The 16,397-nt window shown below is 49.1% G+C and carries 20 protein-coding genes and 1 pseudogene; 17 read left to right on the top strand and 4 right to left on the bottom strand.

Annotated elements, in window-relative coordinates; genetic code table 11:
- The 13 genes from ACSHWX_RS16685 to ACSHWX_RS16745 form a co-directional block, all read left to right on the top strand.
- Nucleotides 1-570: ABC transporter ATP-binding protein (locus ACSHWX_RS16685; RefSeq protein ID WP_435669370.1), on the top strand; the 570-nt coding region annotated here is incomplete at its 5' end.
- 50 nt (nt 571-620) lie between these two features.
- Entirely contained in the window at nt 621-1,832 is a 1,212-nt protein-coding gene (locus tag ACSHWX_RS16690; protein ID WP_435669371.1) for an ABC transporter substrate-binding protein, read from the top strand.
- Between the two features lie 131 nt (nt 1,833-1,963).
- The gene (locus tag ACSHWX_RS16695; RefSeq protein WP_435669372.1) at nt 1,964-2,989 is read left to right on the top strand and encodes a carbohydrate ABC transporter permease; all 1,026 of its coding nucleotides are present in this window, start codon (nt 1,964-1,966) and stop codon (nt 2,987-2,989) included.
- Nucleotides 2,986-4,143 (top strand): carbohydrate ABC transporter permease, encoded by a 1,158-nt coding sequence (locus ACSHWX_RS16700; RefSeq protein WP_435669373.1) that lies wholly within the window; start codon nt 2,986-2,988, stop codon nt 4,141-4,143. The genes ACSHWX_RS16695 and ACSHWX_RS16700 overlap by 4 nt, the downstream gene beginning before the upstream one ends.
- Nucleotides 4,140-4,661, top strand: coding sequence for an ester cyclase (locus ACSHWX_RS16705; protein ID WP_435669374.1), 522 nt, complete (start codon nt 4,140-4,142; stop codon nt 4,659-4,661). Before ACSHWX_RS16700 ends, ACSHWX_RS16705 begins: the two co-directional genes overlap by 4 nt.
- A 14-nt stretch (nt 4,662-4,675) precedes the next feature.
- Nucleotides 4,676-5,986, top strand: a complete 1,311-nt coding sequence (gene hisD, locus ACSHWX_RS16710) for a histidinol dehydrogenase (protein ID WP_435669375.1) — start codon at nt 4,676-4,678, stop codon at nt 5,984-5,986.
- Nucleotides 5,987-5,988: 2 nt separating this feature from the next.
- Nucleotides 5,989-7,041 (top strand): ester cyclase, encoded by a 1,053-nt coding sequence (locus ACSHWX_RS16715; protein ID WP_435669376.1) that lies wholly within the window; start codon nt 5,989-5,991, stop codon nt 7,039-7,041.
- Nucleotides 7,034-7,801, top strand: coding sequence for an SDR family NAD(P)-dependent oxidoreductase (locus ACSHWX_RS16720; protein ID WP_435669377.1), 768 nt, complete (start codon nt 7,034-7,036; stop codon nt 7,799-7,801). Before ACSHWX_RS16715 ends, ACSHWX_RS16720 begins: the two co-directional genes overlap by 8 nt.
- Nucleotides 7,801-8,823, top strand: coding sequence for a LacI family DNA-binding transcriptional regulator (locus ACSHWX_RS16725; protein WP_435669378.1), 1,023 nt, complete (start codon nt 7,801-7,803; stop codon nt 8,821-8,823). The genes ACSHWX_RS16720 and ACSHWX_RS16725 overlap by 1 nt, the downstream gene beginning before the upstream one ends.
- Nucleotides 8,820-9,794 (top strand): ester cyclase, encoded by a 975-nt coding sequence (locus ACSHWX_RS16730; protein WP_435669379.1) that lies wholly within the window; start codon nt 8,820-8,822, stop codon nt 9,792-9,794. Before ACSHWX_RS16725 ends, ACSHWX_RS16730 begins: the two co-directional genes overlap by 4 nt.
- Nucleotides 9,791-10,756: a cupin domain-containing protein gene (locus tag ACSHWX_RS16735; protein WP_435669380.1), complete on the top strand. Its 966-nt coding sequence runs from the start codon at nt 9,791-9,793 to the stop codon at nt 10,754-10,756. The genes ACSHWX_RS16730 and ACSHWX_RS16735 overlap by 4 nt, the downstream gene beginning before the upstream one ends.
- An 11-nt stretch (nt 10,757-10,767) precedes the next feature.
- Nucleotides 10,768-11,463: an alpha/beta fold hydrolase gene (locus tag ACSHWX_RS16740; protein ID WP_435669381.1), complete on the top strand. Its 696-nt coding sequence runs from the start codon at nt 10,768-10,770 to the stop codon at nt 11,461-11,463.
- A complete protein-coding gene (locus ACSHWX_RS16745) occupies nt 11,460-12,158 on the top strand; it encodes an RraA family protein (RefSeq protein ID WP_435669382.1) in 699 nt (232 codons plus the stop codon). The genes ACSHWX_RS16740 and ACSHWX_RS16745 overlap by 4 nt, the downstream gene beginning before the upstream one ends.
- Nucleotides 12,159-12,721: 563 nt before the next feature.
- Here ACSHWX_RS16745 and ACSHWX_RS16750 read toward each other — a convergent pair.
- Nucleotides 12,722-12,860 (bottom strand): annotated as a pseudogene (locus tag ACSHWX_RS16750) (transposase); the annotation flags it as partial.
- A 608-nt stretch (nt 12,861-13,468) separates the two neighbouring features.
- Here ACSHWX_RS16750 and ACSHWX_RS16755 point away from each other — a divergent pair.
- Together ACSHWX_RS16755 and ACSHWX_RS16760 are read left to right on the top strand one after the other, a co-directional pair.
- Nucleotides 13,469-13,975 carry an antirestriction protein ArdA gene (locus ACSHWX_RS16755; protein WP_435669383.1) on the top strand — a complete coding sequence of 169 codons (507 nt, stop codon included), beginning with the start codon at nt 13,469-13,471 and terminating at the stop codon, nt 13,973-13,975.
- Nucleotides 13,956-14,264 carry a hypothetical protein gene (locus ACSHWX_RS16760; RefSeq protein WP_435669384.1) on the top strand — a complete coding sequence of 103 codons (309 nt, stop codon included), beginning with the start codon at nt 13,956-13,958 and terminating at the stop codon, nt 14,262-14,264. The genes ACSHWX_RS16755 and ACSHWX_RS16760 overlap by 20 nt, the downstream gene beginning before the upstream one ends.
- Nucleotides 14,265-14,287: 23 nt before the next feature.
- Here the strand turns inward: ACSHWX_RS16760 and ACSHWX_RS16765 are convergent, their stop codons facing one another.
- The 3 genes from ACSHWX_RS16765 to ACSHWX_RS16775 are packed head-to-tail and all read right to left on the bottom strand — an operon-like array spanning nt 14,288 to nt 15,474.
- A complete protein-coding gene (locus tag ACSHWX_RS16765) occupies nt 14,288-14,593 on the bottom strand; it encodes a type II toxin-antitoxin system RelE/ParE family toxin (RefSeq protein ID WP_435669385.1) in 306 nt (101 codons plus the stop codon).
- On the bottom strand, nt 14,594-14,869 hold the full coding sequence (locus ACSHWX_RS16770) for a type II toxin-antitoxin system ParD family antitoxin (RefSeq protein ID WP_435669386.1): 276 nt from the start codon (nt 14,867-14,869) through the stop codon (nt 14,594-14,596).
- A gap of 44 nt (nt 14,870-14,913) precedes the next feature.
- On the bottom strand, nt 14,914-15,474 hold the full coding sequence (locus ACSHWX_RS16775; RefSeq protein WP_435669387.1) for a recombinase family protein: 561 nt from the start codon (nt 15,472-15,474) through the stop codon (nt 14,914-14,916).
- Nucleotides 15,475-15,540: 66 nt separating this feature from the next.
- Between ACSHWX_RS16775 and ACSHWX_RS16780 the strand changes: the two genes are divergently transcribed.
- Together ACSHWX_RS16780 and ACSHWX_RS16785 are read left to right on the top strand one after the other, a co-directional pair.
- The gene (locus ACSHWX_RS16780; protein ID WP_435669388.1) at nt 15,541-16,026 is read left to right on the top strand and encodes a hypothetical protein; all 486 of its coding nucleotides are present in this window, start codon (nt 15,541-15,543) and stop codon (nt 16,024-16,026) included.
- 1 nt (nt 16,027) lies between these two features.
- Nucleotides 16,028-16,327: a hypothetical protein gene (locus ACSHWX_RS16785; RefSeq protein WP_435669389.1), complete on the top strand. Its 300-nt coding sequence runs from the start codon at nt 16,028-16,030 to the stop codon at nt 16,325-16,327.
- Nucleotides 16,328-16,397: the final 70 nt, after the last annotated feature.

Raw genomic sequence — 16,397 nt, forward strand, 5'->3', positions numbered from 1 at the left:
CCGCTTTCCAATCTGGATGCAAAACTGCGGGTTTCCACCCGCGCGCAGATCAAAAACCTCACCCATAAACTTGCAGTGACCACGGTCTATGTAACCCACGATCAGATCGAAGCCATGACGCTAGCTGATCGAGTAGTGGTGATGAATAAGGGGATCGTTCAGCAAGTTGGCTCGCCTACAGACATCTATGACAACCCTGCAAATACATTCGTTGCAGGGTTCATCGGATCTCCGGCGATGAATTTGATTGAAGGTACGATTTCTGCCGGCACGTTTGAAGCAGGCAGTATTTCAATTCCAGGTCTGACAGCACCTGACGGACCAGTGACGTTAGGGTTTAGAGCTGAGGACGCATCGGTGGTGGCCGGAACTGGCCAACTCAACGCGCCCGTTTACACGCTTGAGCTATTGGGGGACGCAACCATGATCACCCAAAAGGCCGGTGGGGCGTTGGTGTCCACGCGGGCGGCAAAAGATTACCGCGTAGAAATAGGCGAAAGCGTAGCGGTTCAAATCCCTGCGAACATTTGTCATCTGTTTGACAGTGTTTCGGGCAAAAGAATTTCATAACGAACATTGCCCGGAAACGGGGATGAAAATTGAGAAAAGGGAGGAAAAACATGTTTCTCAAGAAGGTATTATTGGCAGGTGCATTCACACTTGCAGCAACTTCAGGCGGCTTTGCAGCTTGTGGATTTCAAAATGAGATACCACTCAAGTCGCTGACCAACAGCTTTGAAGCTTGGAAAATTGTCACGGATTCTATGGCAGAATGTGGGAATTTTTCGGCTGAGTTGGACAATGAATTTAAGGACAAGCAACCAGCAGCATTTGCAGCGAACCCATCGCTTTATCAAATTGGTGGCGTTTCCAACGCAACATTAGTGCCATTGCTTAATGCAGGCGATATTCGCCCTCTAGATGATTTGGTGGCCAAGTATGGGCAAAACCTAACGCCAAATCAGCTTATTAAAATTGACGGAAAGACCATGGCAATTGCCATGATGGTCAATGCACAACACTTGATGTACCGCAGTGATATCCTTGGTGATCTGAACATCGCCGAGCCAAAAACTTATGATGAAGTGTTGGCCGCTGCTGAGAAAATCAAACAAGCCGGCGTCGTAGATTATCCGCTTGGTGGCACATTTAAAGCAGGTTGGAACATAGCTGAAGAATTCGTCAATATGTATTTGGGCGAAGGCCAACCGTTCTTTGGTGAAGGCAACACGCCTTCGATCAACAACGCATCAGGCATTGCTTCGCTTGAAATGCTCAAGAAACTGTCTGCCTATATGGACCCTGAATATCTTGTTTCAGATTCCACTTATGTTCAGCAGCAATTCCAGCAGGGCAAGATCGCCATGGCGAACTTGTGGGCTTCACGCGCAGCAGCGATGAATGATGCGGCCGAAAGCCAAGTGGTTGGAAAAATCACAATGTCAGCAGCGCCTCAGGGTTCTGCTCGCCCAGCATCATCAATTTGGTGGGATGGTATTGTGATTGCGGCCAACATCTCTGATGAAGAAGCCGACGCGGCATTCCGTGTTGCAATGGAAGGTTTGGATCAAGAAACCGTCATGGCAAATAATGATGCCTCGATTTGGTTGATCAAAGGATATAAACCAGGTCCACTTGCCGCAGGCGCCGCTGCAACTGCGGGTGCAGGTGCTGCACCTTATCCTGCTAGTCCACAATTCGGTTTGATGCATACCGCATTAGGCAACGGCGTGGCTGATTACCTAACAGGTGCAAAAGACGCACAAACAACACTAGCTGACATCGAAGCTGCATATCTGACCGCAGCGCAAGAAGCTGGTTTGGCAGAATAACAAACTGTTGCCCGAATGATGTTCTGGCAACAAACCTAGGTTGGGCGTTAGCGCCCAACCATACTAAATTCAGTTCATGAAAAATGGCGTCAGGATTGACGCATAATCCACAACCGCGTTTGGAGGACATTGTGAAATTCAAGACATTTTCTGCATTTGTCGGACCTTCAGTCATTATGATGCTCTTGTTCATCGCGGCACCGCTCGTGTCAGTTTTTGTGCAGAGTTTTTATCTCACACAACCGATATTTGAGACGGTCGAAGTTGAAACCTGCACGCCGGGTTTCCTGACACAAACATGTGTGACCGAATTAAAAACCAAGCCCATTTTGGACGACAACGGCAAAATCATCACGCAGACTGAATTCGTTGGCCTGCAAAGCTACCAAAATGTGTTGGAGCTTGACCGCGTAGGTGATGCGTTTTCTTCGGGTCGACTTGGGGACATTCTAACGATCGATTTTTGGAAGGCATTGCGTTTCACACTCACCTTTACCCTAATCACACTGCCAATTGCCTTGGTGGTCGGTCTTGGCGTCGCTGTTGCGGTCGATAGCGCGGTTAAGGCGTTACGTGGCCCGATCATCTTCATTTCGTTGCTGCCATTCATCATCACACCTGTCATTGGCGCTCTGGCTATCCGTTGGTTGTTCATCGGCGATGGCATAATGACCGCATTTTTAGAGAACTGGCTGCAACGTGACATTTCAATGTTTGCACAAGGTTGGACTATTGAGCTGTTGATGTTGTTCTATCGTGTTTGGCATGTTGCGCCATTTGCCTTTGTTGTCTTCTACGCGGGTCTGCAAACCGTGAACAAAGATACGCTTGAAAGTGCAATCGTGGATGGTGCGTCGCGCATCGAACGGCTGCGCTACGTCATAATCCCACATCTTATGCCGCTAATCGTTTTTGTGGCGCTGATCCACTTGATGGACAGCTATCGCGTGTTTGAAGAAGTTATTGGGTTCTCATCACAAGCACACGTGATCTCGTTGCAGTGGCTGACCTACGATTTTCTTGCTCCGGACGATTCTGGCAACCGGTCCATCTCACGTGCATCGGCAAGTGCCATGCTCACAATGATCGGCATCGTATTGCTGCTTATGCCGCTAGTGCGCAAAACATGGCGCGACCATAAAGGAGGGGAATCATGAGCGATTCAATTGCTTCACGGCAGCCAATCTGGCTCAAGCTCACGTCAGGTGGATTTTTAGCCGTCTGGTGCCTAATCGCCGCATTTCCTATTTTTTGGATCGCAGTGATGAGTTTCAAAGTGCCTGTGGATGCGTTCGCACAAAACCCAATCTCGGTAATTTTCGGCCCACAAACCATTGCAGATGGGCACGGCGTGTCCATTCTAGGCATCGTTCTAGGGTTGTCAGTTTTATTTGGCGCGATCTATCTAGCGTTTACTTGGTTGCCAACAACCGTTGCGCGCTATGCCCCGATGGGCCAAGTCTGGGCAGGTTGGATTATTGGCGTGCTGTTGTTTGCGCTGGGCTTTCTTATTGTCTTTCTCGCTATCTTGCCAGGGGCGCTTGGTTTCATTGATCCATTGGCGGGACCATTGGGCACGCCGCTTATCGGCCTCACGACGGAACATTACTACGCGGTTTGGGTGGAAAACGCCTTCTATCGCAACTTTATCAACTCGTTGGTGGTCACAAGTGGCGTTGTAATCGTGTCGTTGACCTTAGGTACGCTCGCCGGTTTTGGTTTGGCGCGATCTGGTTCCAATTTAGCTTTCTGGCTTCTAATCGTTGCCCTCATATTTAGGGCGCTACCACATTCGGTTTTGGTTGCAGGTTATCTCCCTGTTTTCATCAACTCAGCGGAAATCCTACGTCCTATATTTGGTGATCTTGCACCAACATTTTATGGTCAGCCTTGGGCCGTGATTGCAGTGCTTGTAGCGATCAACCAGCCTTTCACCATTTGGATGTTGCGCAGCTTCTTTCAAAACATTCCTGCAGAACTTGATGAAGCTGCGCGGGTTGATGGTTGTACACATTTTCAGGCATTTAGAATGGTCATCATGCCAGTCATGTGGCCCGGTGTTATCACAACGGGACTGTTCAGCTTCCTCCTCGGGTACAATGATTTTCTCGTCACTTCGCTTCTGCTCGACGGTCAAAATATGACGATGGTGCCAGCGATTAGCGGCTACTTTAACCGAGAAACCACAACCACCGATCAAGTGGAAGCGATCGCAGCAGCGGTTTCCATCATTGCACCCCTGTTCTTGTTGGTGATGATCTTCCAACGCCAAATCGTGAGCGGACTAACTGCAGGAGCTGTAAAAGGATGAGCGGCGCAAGACCAGAACAAGCGACACTTAGTCGTGACACTGACCTGAGTAAAACTGCACAAACGCAGCGTGTGATTGAAGGCATGGTTGATGGTCTGAACGACCATCGAATTGTCGATATCGGCGATTTCTTCTCTGACGGGTTTCGTTGGATGGGCAATCAAGGTTGCGGCACCAAAACGGGCCTCAGGCAATTTCAGGAAAACTGGCAAAAGCCTTTTCAGGCCGCCTTTTCTGACAAAGTTTGTGTGGATGAAGCTCGGCTTTACATGGGCGAGTGGGCTGCGGAGGAAGCAACGCACTCCGGCACCTTTATGGGTGTGGCGCCGACAGGCAAAAAAATTGAAATCCGGTATATGGATTTTTGGAAAGTGGTCGACGGCAAGATCGTCGATAATTGGGTGATGGTCGATTTCCCTTATGTGCTCGCACAGCTCGGTGTGGACTGCTTCAATGGGGAAGGCTGGGAAGCTTTTGATGAAGGTCGAAAAGTTCCACACGCGCCAATGGCGGGTTAAGAAAGTTCAAGATTATGACAGTAAAATATCTTAAATCGGGAAAATCTGAAGCGGATCGCGGAGCCGATGATGCGAAAGTTCGTTCCATCGTCGAGCAGACCTTGCTCGATATCGAGCAGCGCGGTGATGAAGCTGTACGTGAGTGTTCGCAAAAGTTTGATAGTTATGCCCCGTCCTCGTTTCGTCTGACAGACGATGAGATTCAGGCGCTTATTGCCAAAGTAAGTGCTTCGGATTTGGCGGACATTAAGTTTGCGCAAGAGCAGGTGCGTAAGTTCGCGCAGGCCCAGCGAGACTCTATGCTGGACATTGAAGTTGAGACTTTGCCCGGGGTGATTTTGGGCCATAAAAACATTCCCGTTCAATCGGTTGGTTGTTATGTGCCGGGCGGAAAGTTTCCAATGGTTGCGTCAGCGCACATGTCGGTAGCGACAGCTTCGGTTGCTGGTGTGCCGCGCATTATTGCGATGACGCCGCCATTTAATGGCGAGCCGAACCCTGCCGTGATTGCTGCCATGTATCTTGGTGGTGCGCACGAAATCTATGTTTTAGGTGGCATTCAAGCCGTTGGCGCAATGGCGATCGGCACTGAGACGATAGAAGCCGTGCATATGATTGTTGGTCCGGGAAATGCGTTCGTTGCTGAAGCCAAACGGCAGCTTTACGGTCGTGTTGGGATCGATCTATTCGCCGGGCCCACCGAGACGATGGTCATCGCAGATGAAACGGTTGATGCAGAGTTGTGCGCCACCGACCTGTTGGGCCAAGCCGAGCATGGGTATAATTCTCCCGCGGTTCTGTTGACCACATCTGAAAAACTGGCGAACCAAACACTTGATGAAATTGATCGCATTTTGACCATTTTGCCAACGCGCGATACGGCATCAAAATCTTGGGAGGAATACGGTGAAATAATCGTGTGTGATACCTATGATGAAATGCTTGAAACGGCAGATGAATATGCGTCAGAGCACGTTCAGGTCATGACCGATCGGGACGACTGGTTTCTTGAAAACATGACTTGTTACGGCGCTCTGTTTCTTGGTGCGCGGACAAATGTTGCAAACGGCGACAAAGTTATCGGGACAAACCATACATTGCCGACAAAAAAAGCTGGTCGCTACACGGGCGGCCTTTGGGTTGGAAAATTCCTCAAAACGCATTCTTATCAGCGCGTTTTGACTGACGAAGCAGCAACAATGATAGGTGAGTATTGCTCACGGCTTTGCATGTTAGAGGGTTTCGTTGGCCACGCCGAGCAAGCAAATCTTCGCGTGCGCAGATATGGCGGCAAGAACATTCCTTACGGTAAGGCTGCTGTCTAACCATGGGGCACGACCAAAGCCATATGCAAGCAATCAAGGCGATAAGTGGGGCGCTGTATGACTTTTCACTTGAGGAACTATCTGTTCTTTTAGCTCAACATTGTTCGCCGGACCTTGTTGCAAGATTTTGTGAGCCCCACGGCACGGTGATTGGCGTCGACACCCTCCTGTCATCAGTCATCGTGCCATTGGCTACCGCATGGCCCGACCTCGAACGGCGAGATACAATAATTGTCGTTGGTCGAACCCCTGAAGAGGCGGACTGGGTCGGTGTCGCTGGGTATTATACTGGGACATTTGTGTCTCCTTGGCTTGATATACCACCCACAGGGCATCAATCCAGTATGCGGTTTCACGAATTTTACCGGTTCGTGGATGGAAAAATTGTAGAAATTCAAGCCATTTGGGACATACCCGAAGTTATGATGCAGGCTGGCGCGTGGCCGCTTGTACCGAGTTTAGGACGTGAATGGCACGTGCCGGGACCAGCTACCCAAGATGGATTGCGCGTTCAAAGTGATATCAGCGAAAATGCGGCGCAAAGTCTAAATCATGTTCTGGATATGCTAACAGCCCTTTCAAGACACCCGGCACAGGGTGGACCAGAAGTGATGGAACTTGACCGTTTTTGGCACCCCAAAATGAACTGGTATGGACCTTCGGGTATTGGCACAGCGCGTGGCATTGATGGGTTTCGGAATTGGCACCAAATCCCGTTTTTGTCAGCCATGCCAGATCGTGGTCAGTACAAAGATGAAGTTAGCTCACACTTTTTCGCAACAGGGAATTATGTTGCGGTAACGGGTTGGCCAGATATGGCACAGACCCTTACCGGTGGTGGTTGGCTCGGGCTTCCGCCCACAGACAAAAAGATAACATTGCGCAGCTTGGATTTTTGGCGCCTAGAAGACGGGCTTATTCGAGAAAATTGGGTGTTACTGGACCTGATTGATGTTTATCGCCAGTTGGGTGTGGATGTTCTTGGTCGGATGCGCGAATTTAACAAGGCGCGTATTGGATTTGACAAAGAAACCGGGGAGGCGAGCCATGCCTAATCTACCGCAGACACCATCGTTCAGACTGGATGGCAAGTCAGCATTGGTCACCGGTGCGACGTCCGGTATTGGTTTAGGTTGCGCAGCAGCACTTGCACAGGCAGGAGCGAATGTGACAATCGCGGCACGCAAATTGGATGGTCTTGTAAATGCTCAAAGCGATTTCGCAGGTGATGGGCTTAACGTCGACATTCTTCAAATCGACGTCGCTGATGTGCCATCATTGAAAAGTGCAATTTCGCAAGCCCCATCATTTGACATTTTGATCAATAGCGCTGGCACGGCACGTCATGGCCCTGCGTTGGAAACAGACGAAGCTGACTTTGATGCGGTAAGCAATGCAAATGTTAAAGGCGCCTATTTCATCACGAGCGCGGTCGCCCAAAAGTTAGTTAGTGCAGGTAAATCAGGATCGCTCATCAATATTTCCAGCCAAATGGGTCATGTGGGCGGCGTTGATAGAGCCGTTTACTGTGCCACCAAACATGCTGTCGAAGGTTTTACCAAATCGATGGCGATTGAGTGGGGGCAGCACAACATTCGGGTGAATACCATTTGCCCGACATTCATCAAAACACCAATGGCCGAACAAACGCTGAAAGATCCGGCGCGACGGGCGTGGGTTGAAGAAAAGATCAAACTTAATCGGCTTGGCGAAATCGAAGACATTATGGGTGCAGCGGTGTTTTTGGCCTCTGATGCGTCCGCACTGATCACAGGCACATCGCTTCTGATCGATGGAGGTTGGACAGCAGACTAATGGCGAACGACAAAATCACATCCCAAGATGTCGCAAAGCGTGCTGGCGTTAGTCAATCAGCGGTTTCCCGTGTATTTACACCCGGGGCGTCTGCATCAAAAACGACAATCGAAAAAGTCAAGCGCGCCGCAGATGAGTTGAGCTATCGGCCAAACATTCTTGCGCGTTCATTGATCACCGGAAAAAGCCGAATTATCGGGCTGGTTGTCGCCTATCTGGAAAACCATTTTTACCCCGATGCGTTGGAAAAGCTTTCCAAATCTTTGCAAGAACGCGGCTATCACGTGCTTGTTTTTATGGCGTCCAACAACTCACAAAATGTCGACGACGTCGTGGATGAGATTTTGGACTATCAGGTTGATGGCATTGTCGCCGCTTCGGTTGCCCTGTCTTCTGAGCTTGCCGAGCGCTGCCAAGCGGCCGGAATTCCTGTGGTTCTGTTCAACAGAAGTCAAGATGATGACCGGTTATCTGCCGTCACATCTGATAACTTTAGTGGCGGCCGAAAAGTTGCAGAGTTCCTTGTTGCAGGCGGCCATCGTCGAATGGCCTATATCGCCGGTTGGGAAGGGGCGTCGACCCAACGAGACAGAGAGTTGGGTTTTAAGTCCGGGTTGGATGAAGCCAATCATCAAACCTTTATTCGTGCAGTTGGTAACTACACGAGTGAAAGTGCGAAAGAAGCAACGCGTGAATTGTTCAAAGGGCCAGGCCGACCAGATGCGGTATTTGTTGCCAATGATCACATGGCCTTCATTGTTATGGATGTTTTACGGTTTGAACTTGGCCTAAGCCTGCCTGATGATGTGTCTGTTGTTGGTTACGACGATGTCCCCCTCGCTAGTTGGCCAGCCTATAATTTGACGACCGTTCGACAACCGGCAAATCGAATGGTTCAGGAAACCGTCGATATCTTGATGAACACAATTAATGATGGCGAAACGCTACCCAAACGGGTGGCCATAGATGGACCGTTGATTGTGCGCGGTTCTGCAAAAATTCCGAAAGGTTGGGAAAAATGAAGGGTTTTGATCCGCAGTGGGCTGATTTCCCTGACTACATTATTGGGATCACCAAACAGATTTGGGAAGATCGCCAACTGGCAACCTTGGAGCACTATTATTCCAACGATATTATTGTGCGTTCACCCGGCTCAATCGTTGTCGGGAACGACAGCGTAATTGCTGCAACAACCGCTACGCTTGCGGAATTTCCGGACCGCACATTGTTGGGCGAAGACGTTATTTGGAGCGGCACGCCAGAGGCAGGCATGCTTTCTTCTCACCGTATTTTGTCAACTGCGACGCATCTGGGCGATGGTGTTTATGGGCCCGCGACCGGGCGAAAGCTGAAATACCGGATCATTGCGGATTGCCACGCCATCAACAACCAAATCAACGATGAGTGGCTCATTCGAGATCAAGGCGCGGTTGTGCGGCAGTTGGGTTTAGATCCAAAAGAATATGCGCGTGACTTGATCGCTCGTGAAGGGGGCGCTGAGCACTGTGTTCAACCTTTCACACCAGACATTGATAAGCCCGGACCCTATCTTGGAAAAGGTAATGACAATAAATGGGGTGAAAAATATGCGAAAATTCTACATCGCCTAATGAAGGCTGACTTTGCGGTCATTTCCGAACAATATGACCGTGGTTGTCAGATGACCTATCCCGGCGGCGTTAACGCTTTATCCCATGAAGGAGCCGACTGTTTCTGGGTGAGCTTATGCGCATCATTTCCAAATGCGGAGTTCAAAATTGAACATCAAATCGGGCTTGATGACCCGATGATGTCGCCGCGCGCCGCAATTAGGTTTTCGTTGCGCGGCAAACATGAAGGTTGGGGGGCGTTTGGAAAGCCCACCGGCAAAGAGATTTATGTGATGGGGGCAGCACATGCTGAATTTGGTCCATGGGGCCTTAGACGCGAGCATGTGCTTTTTGACGAGACGGCAATATGGAAACAAATTCTACTGCAAACAGGTGATGTATGACCCCCCAAGAAATGGAAAAACGAATTGTTAGATATGGCGAACTAAAGCCATGTAAAACTGCCTTTATTGATGCGCATACCCCCGGGTCAGATCAAAAAGAGAACTTCACGATCATTGGTGGTGGGGTTTCTGAAAGCCCTGACCAGCATGTGCATATTAGTGAAACACCGGGATTTAACATTGGCGCCGCCGGACAGCCGCCAAGAGTGCGAAACTCGCTGCATTCGCACCGCACCGCCGAGGTATTCTACGTCCTAAGTGGCCGCTGGCGTTTCTTCTGGGGCCGATGGGGAACTGCAGGTGAAGTTGTTTTGGAAGAAGGGGATATTTTTAATATTCCAACCGGGATTTTTCGCGGTTTCGAAAACATTGGAACCGATTACGGCATGATAATGGCCATTCTTGGCGGCGATGACGCAGGTGGCGGTGTTATTTGGGCGCCCCAGGTCATTGAAGATGCCAAAGAACATGGATTGGTTTTGGGCAACAACGGCGCTTTGTATGACAGCAAAAAGGGTCAAACACTGCCGCACAATGTACAGCCAATGCCACTATTGAATGAGGATGAGTTAAAGCAATATCCTGAGCCCGAGATTGCCGACGTATTACCAAATTTTGTCGCGCGGTATTGGGACATGATGGCCTTATCCAGGGACGCCCCCACAAAGGTAATTGGTTCTGATGCATTGTTGGTGGACCGTCCCGGGTTTAAGGTGGATTTCATCTCCAACCATTCACTTGACGATCAAAATTATTCCACCGACAGTCACGAAGTTCTAATGGTGATGCGAGGACATTGGCGACTGACTTGGGACGGCGGGGAAGTTATTTTGGCTCCGGGTGATACATGTGCAGTACCGCCAAACCTGACGCGTAAACTTGCGCCGTCAATGAGCGGGGAGGCAAGCCTTTACCGGGTGCGAAATACAGATGATCCCGCAGGATTAACCCATAGCGGATAGGTAGTAAAAAATTGGCAGTACCACTCGTTTTAATTCCAGGCATGATGTGCGATGCCCGTTTGTTTGGACCGCAACTGGCAGGGTTGAGCGCAAAGCGTTCAATCCAAATTCCTGCAATCTCACCGTTGAACGATATCGGCAAAATTGCCGATGAGGTTTTGCAAAATGCACCACCCAAATTTGCACTCGGTGGCCTATCGATGGGTGGAATTGTCGCGATGGAAGTTTGGCGCAAAGCGCCAGACCGCATCACTCGTTTGGCCCTTTTGGATACAAACCCCAGGGCGGAATTAGCTGAAGTCGCAAACGGTCGCGATGCTCAGATGGCACGTGCAAAGGCAGGTGAACTAGAACACATGATGCATGAGGTTTTCATACCAAAGTATCTCACGGTCCCCAATGAGCACCCTGAGATTGTGAAAACATGCGTCGATATGGCAATGGCGCATGGAGTTGAGAATTTTGTTGCTCAATCTCTCGCTTTGCGTGAGCGTCCAGATCAGTGTGAGGCGCTAAAAAATGTCACTGTGCCAACGCTTGTTTTATGCGGGCGTCAAGATCAGTTGTGCCCAATTGAACGGCATGAATTATTGGCGGATCTAATCGATGATAGCCGTTTGGTAATTGTTGAAGATGCAGGGCATTTACCGACATTAGAACAGCCAAAGGCAACAAATGCCGCACTATTGGAATGGTTAGAGCTATGATTGAACAATCTTTACTTGAGTTGCTGCATTCAGTTGATACGCCAACAGTTTGCAACGCGATTGAAGTTGCCCAAGGGAAACGAGGGTTTTCCAACTTTACCCGTCAAACCATGCAATATGCCGCCAACGGCAAACAGGCGATGGTTGGCTTTGCAAAAACAGCCAAGATTGCTGCGCTTGCCCCGCCCGAGGAAGCACCAGAAATCATCAAAAAACGCCGGATGGATTACTATCGATATATGGCAGATGTCCATGTGCCCAGTTTGGCCGTCATCGAAGACATCGATTTTCCGAACTGTATTGGTGCCTATTGGGGCGAAATCAACACGACGGTTCACAAGGGATTTGGCATTGAAGGCGCTCTCACCAACAGCGTAATGCGTGACTTAGGGGACATGGCTGCCGATTTCCCGGTTTTGGCGGGATCGATTGGGCCAAGCCACGGGTTTGTGCACGTGCGCGATGTTGATTGCGACGTAAGTGTCTGCGGCATGCGAGTATCGCCCGGTGACTTGATACATGCCGACCAGCATGGTGCATTGGTTATTCCCACCGATGTGATTGGTACATTGCATGCCGCGATCAACACGTTGCTCAAAAACGAAAAAATAGTGCTGGAGCCAGCTCGACAAACCGACTTTGACTTTGAACAATTCGAGAGATATTGGGAGTTGTTTGAGAAAGCAAGAACCTAGAGGTGTGAAGTTGACCAGAGTTGGTCGACAGACTTCCATAAAATTGACACATGCGAGCCAGTTCAAATGTATAACGCCTAGTTCCGTGGTTCACAGAAAACTGAGTTTGGCCAATTTGTCCTGTGTGGATGGCTCCCTTTTTGCAAGTCCTTTTTTGAAGTAATTGTATTTTGTCAGAAGCAGTCTTGTGTTCGGCCTGTTAACGCGACGCACATAGCCGCTGGCCCTGATGGTTTCCACCAACCAAGTCCCATTCCGCTTATCGAACAGCACGCGTTCAGGACAAAGCACGGGGTGTCTTGGTTTTAGGGCTGACAATTTTCCATCACTTCATTGGTCTTGTAATCTCTTGTTTCCTTTGCTTTTGTTTCGTTGTTTTCAGATGGTCCTCACTTTGTAGGGTTCATTGCGGGTGAGCACGGCCCAGATCATTCGCGCGGTCTTATTGGCCATAGCAACTGTAGCCACTCTGCTTGGCTTGCGTGACAGGATGTCTGCAAACCAAGGGTCGAACTTCTCTGGTGTTGTTCTGATTGACCGAATGCGGGACGTCATGCTCAGAACCAATAAACGGCGAATGTATTGATCGCCCATCTCTGAGATGTGTCCCAGACGTTCTTTTCCAGCACTTGATTTGTTGAGTGGTGTTAATCCCAGCCAAGCGGCGAACTCACGACCGTTATTAAACTGCTTACCGCTCCCGTTGTATCCCTCTGGCCCGTGGTGCGTCTGTAGGCCAACCGGTTCCCTTATGACCATGACACACAATTGAACCCTATCGCCGGTTCATCGCTCGTGGGAGACGTTGCTCTCCCACACCCAATTAATTGGCCCATCAACTCGGGAGGCGTTCCAGCCCCCAAGACCCCAGAGCATTTCATGCAGACGCCTTCAGCCCGACAACGCCGTCGGGGCAATTTCATTGAGACAATACCATTGAGGCAACGCCGTTGTGGTCAACCGTGCGCCGATTGAATGCCGATTGAATGTCGCCAGCTTGTCGAAGTGGAACAACGATCAAAGGGTTCGTGCACCCCTTGAGACCACGTTTGAAGTTTGAATGGAGCGGATTGCATGAGGTCGATATTGCTTCGGTCAATCTTGATTGTGAAAGGTCTTGGGGCTTTGCCCCTGGCGCACTTCGATAAAAATAGAACGAAGATAATCTTTGTTTGTCGGTTCCCCCTAAAGGTTTCCCCCAACAAACCAAGAGATTATTTCGTCGATTTTTACGCGCCGTTTGCACCCCCATTCTCGCCGAAGGGCAAGGTTTCATCAAAGCGAAACCCTTACCCCATTTGGAGGAAAACATGACCACAATACTTTATGCCCAACCCTACGACATTTCAGCAGAAGGCTTTTATTTCCGAACAGTTAAAGAATATGATCAGCAGCGCTTAAGCCTTAAAAACGATTACGGCGATCCAGTAGAAGAGTTTGAGATACAATTCATTGACGGTGAGCATTTGGATTGTGAACTGGCCAAAGCCATCGGCATCAATCAAGCAGACTTTCCTCGCTATTTCGAGATCATCGACGAGTGGGATGATCAGCAAAAACTGGCAGTGATTATTGCTGTTGGAGAGTGTGGGTATCAATTTGAAGACAACACCGATCCCGATGATTTCGACATTGAGATTTATAAAGATCAGTGTCTTAGGGGTTTGGCCTTGCAGTTTGTCGACGAGGGTTTTTTTGGAGATATCCCAGACAGCATACAGTTCTATATCGATTATGCGGCCATCGCTCGTGATTTGGCAGTGGACTATGTCGAAACCACCATTGCAGGAGGTCAATATGTCTATTGCTGCCGCTAAAGATCGAAAATCATATGAAAGTTTCAATGCCGTCTGGTGCGGCATTGAACTCACCATACGACATGCCAAAGACTGGTCAGCAGGTTATGATCATATTGAAGTTATCAGCGCTGATCGGGTGCCGTTGTCCATAACAGAAACAGGCTACAGATCGCTGTTTATCGTTCCCGAACGCCTCGCGGAACACAGAATTGTTGTTGATTATGTTTTGGCATGGTTGGATGAAGAGGCAAATACGGAGGCGTGGCAGTGCAGCCAACGACAAAGCAAACAGTTGAGCTTGTTCTGAAACTTACTTGTTGATTGCTGCTGCTAGCGGCCAAAATCCTCAGTCCAATTGCGACCTGCATAGAATATGCGAAGGATAACGACCTGGTCTTCTTCAACTATAAAGGCAATAGTCGCGCTGCGTTCAAAACCCACCGTTCGCAAGTTCGGGCGAACGTCATCGCGTAACGTCCCACGTTCGGATGCGAGGTCTAGCGAAGTGCAAAAATCCTTAATGCGCTCCACATAGGCGAGGGCATTGTTTGGACTGCCCGCATTTGCGATCCAATCATAAAGCGCGAATAGATCACGCCGTGCCCCTTCAGAAATTTCAACAGAACGGCGCTTCAACTACTCGCCTTGTTTTGAGACGTGGCGCGAACGGATTTCATCAAACACGTCACCGACCGGAAATGTCTTTGATTTGCCTTGTTTGACCGCATCGTAGGTTGGTGCAACTTCTTGTTTCAACCAACGTTCAACGGCCTCATCGCGTTCTTGTAATGCTCGCAAGCCTGCGCGTACAACCTCAGAGCTGCTGGCATAACCGCCAGACTTTACTTTGGCCTCAATGAAAGCCGTGTTTTCTGGCGCAAGGCTAACTGTTCGTTTACTGGTTCCTGACATGAGTTCCTCCTTTAAAACTAGTATATCACAACGGTATGATAAATTCATACTCTTTCTTCTAACCGCTTGATAGACCGCATTATTGTTGAGGGATGCACACCATAGTACGCCGCCATTTGGGCAATGGTAGCGGTTTTAGTGCTGATTTGGCGATTGGCGTGGCTGATTTGTTCATTTGACAGTTTTGGGGGAGGGCCAAGTCGTTGACCCCGCTTCCGAGCGGCTGCCAGACCCTGTTTGGTGCGTTCAGACAATAAACGCCGTTCAAACTCAGCCAAGCCACTAATGAACGTATAGATCAGCATCCCGTGGGGTGTTGAGGTATCAATATGAATGCTGGCGATTTGAATCTCAATGCCACGATTGCGCAGGCGATCCAATTCGTTCAACGCATCCTTGGCAGATCGAAAGGCACGATCCAAATCCCAAATAACAAAAATATCGCCAGATTGAAGGGAATTGGTGAGTTTTTCATAGACGGGTCGGTGTTTTGCGACAGCCGAGACTTTTTCGATATGGAGTTGATCACAAATGGGTGTAAGCGCATCAATTTGTCGATCCGGTTTCTGTTCTTCAGTGCTGACGCGCAAGTATCCTATTCTCATATTGTTTCAATGCCTGAGTGCAGAATCTGTCATGCCCCTGTATGTGGCATAAACGACCCTTTCTGCATGTCGGCTATTTTTGAGGGTAGGGCGGTCTCCTTACCGCTTCAAACCCCTATATTCTCTATTGTTCATACAATTATAGCAAAACCAAGACGTCAAAGTAAAATATTGCATAAACGGTCGATTGTGCAGATTAAAAATCTATTAATCTCAAGTAAATATAAACAAGTCCATGCGATAATGCTTATGTTGTTGCTTGTAGCGCCAAGTATAGCTCATGCGGGAAGCTTAAACGCCGGAGCCGTGTTGAATGAGATGGATGCAAAGCAGCGCTATGCTTATGTATCCGGTGTTGTTGAAGGACTGGCTTACTCTCGTTTTTTGACTGACAAGCCAAATGAAGAGGGCATGACTTGCATTTACGACTGGTATTACGAAGGGAATGCAACGGAGCAATGGACGCGCATCACAACACGGCTGAAACGTCATCCGGACAAGCCGGTCGGAGTTTTGATGCACATTTTGATAAAGAAGGACTGTGGCCTATAGAATGATCCGCTTGAATGAACATTTCAAAGCTGATGTAAGGCATCGCCATACTGAATGGTTGCGTCAACAGCGTTGGTTCATCAAATCTAGGCAGGCAAAGCTTCGTAGTGATGAAGCAGCAGATAAGGCTGAACAGGCGCTAACAGCATTCGCCGCCGAAGTGATCATGGCGACTGAAATACAAATCCAACAGTTCAATACCAAACTTGACTGCTACGACGAGGCGACGGTGGCCGCACTCATGGATAATCAGGTGCTGTTGGATCAGTTGAACAGCATTCGATTGTCGTTGCCTGTCTGACTTCAACGCATGTGGAACATCTTAGGGTAGTTTGATAAAGGAGGATTTCTGGTTCATCGTAACCTTCATG

The sequence above is a fragment of the Maritalea sp. genome (assembly GCF_051251695.1).
GTDB lineage: Bacteria > Pseudomonadota > Alphaproteobacteria > Rhizobiales > Devosiaceae > Maritalea.

Coding starts and splice junctions, on each gene's coding strand:
- ACSHWX_RS16690 (WP_435669371.1), top strand. CDS start 621: ATGTTTCTCAAGAAGGTATTATTGGCAGGTGCATTCACACTTGCAGCA.
- ACSHWX_RS16700 (WP_435669373.1), top strand. CDS start 2,986: ATGAGCGATTCAATTGCTTCACGGCAGCCAATCTGGCTCAAGCTCACG.
- ACSHWX_RS16705 (WP_435669374.1), top strand. CDS start 4,140: ATGAGCGGCGCAAGACCAGAACAAGCGACACTTAGTCGTGACACTGAC.
- hisD (WP_435669375.1), top strand. CDS start 4,676: ATGACAGTAAAATATCTTAAATCGGGAAAATCTGAAGCGGATCGCGGA.
- ACSHWX_RS16715 (WP_435669376.1), top strand. CDS start 5,989: ATGGGGCACGACCAAAGCCATATGCAAGCAATCAAGGCGATAAGTGGG.
- ACSHWX_RS16720 (WP_435669377.1), top strand. CDS start 7,034: ATGCCTAATCTACCGCAGACACCATCGTTCAGACTGGATGGCAAGTCA.
- ACSHWX_RS16725 (WP_435669378.1), top strand. CDS start 7,801: ATGGCGAACGACAAAATCACATCCCAAGATGTCGCAAAGCGTGCTGGC.
- ACSHWX_RS16730 (WP_435669379.1), top strand. CDS start 8,820: ATGAAGGGTTTTGATCCGCAGTGGGCTGATTTCCCTGACTACATTATT.
- ACSHWX_RS16735 (WP_435669380.1), top strand. CDS start 9,791: ATGACCCCCCAAGAAATGGAAAAACGAATTGTTAGATATGGCGAACTA.
- ACSHWX_RS16745 (WP_435669382.1), top strand. CDS start 11,460: ATGATTGAACAATCTTTACTTGAGTTGCTGCATTCAGTTGATACGCCA.
- ACSHWX_RS16755 (WP_435669383.1), top strand. CDS start 13,469: ATGACCACAATACTTTATGCCCAACCCTACGACATTTCAGCAGAAGGC.
- ACSHWX_RS16760 (WP_435669384.1), top strand. CDS start 13,956: ATGTCTATTGCTGCCGCTAAAGATCGAAAATCATATGAAAGTTTCAAT.
- ACSHWX_RS16770 (WP_435669386.1), bottom strand. CDS start 14,869: ATGTCAGGAACCAGTAAACGAACAGTTAGCCTTGCGCCAGAAAACACG.
- ACSHWX_RS16775 (WP_435669387.1), bottom strand. CDS start 15,474: ATGAGAATAGGATACTTGCGCGTCAGCACTGAAGAACAGAAACCGGAT.
- ACSHWX_RS16780 (WP_435669388.1), top strand. CDS start 15,541: ATGTCGGCTATTTTTGAGGGTAGGGCGGTCTCCTTACCGCTTCAAACC.
- ACSHWX_RS16785 (WP_435669389.1), top strand. CDS start 16,028: ATGATCCGCTTGAATGAACATTTCAAAGCTGATGTAAGGCATCGCCAT.